Source organism: Pseudomonas sp. 2995-1 (assembly GCF_002742505.1).
Classification (GTDB): Bacteria; Pseudomonadota; Gammaproteobacteria; order Pseudomonadales; family Pseudomonadaceae; genus Aquipseudomonas; species Aquipseudomonas sivasensis.
In genome coordinates, this window is sequence record NZ_LJSA01000468.1 from 1 (window position 1) to 323 (window position 323).

The window sequence follows — 323 nt, forward strand, 5'->3', positions numbered from 1 at the left end:
CAGCAACACAGCAGGAGTTTAAAAAAGGAAATGGAGAAGGAAGAAGTTTTACTGTTGGCTACCCAATAGCCGAGGAACCTCTCATAGAAATAAGCAGAGACGGTGGAAATTTTGAACCTGTGAGTATTGGATTGAAAGGTCTGAACCAAGGAGAGGCGGAGTTCTACTGGGCTTATCAGGACAGTGTAATCACCCAAGAATTTGATGATGAACCTATAGGTAGTAATGACATGTTGAGGATTACTTATAAAGGACTTTATCCTCTCGTAGTAAGAACACAAAGACCTGAAGAAGTATTGAAGAAGAAAAATAAAGGAATTGGG

Annotated in this window: 1 protein-coding gene; it reads left to right on the top strand. The window is 39.9% G+C overall.

What is annotated here, in order from left to right; all coding sequences use genetic code 11:
- Positions 1-323, top strand: a 323-nt coding sequence (locus AOA61_RS31300; protein ID WP_158234820.1) for a hypothetical protein, incomplete at both ends; no start/stop codon positions are given.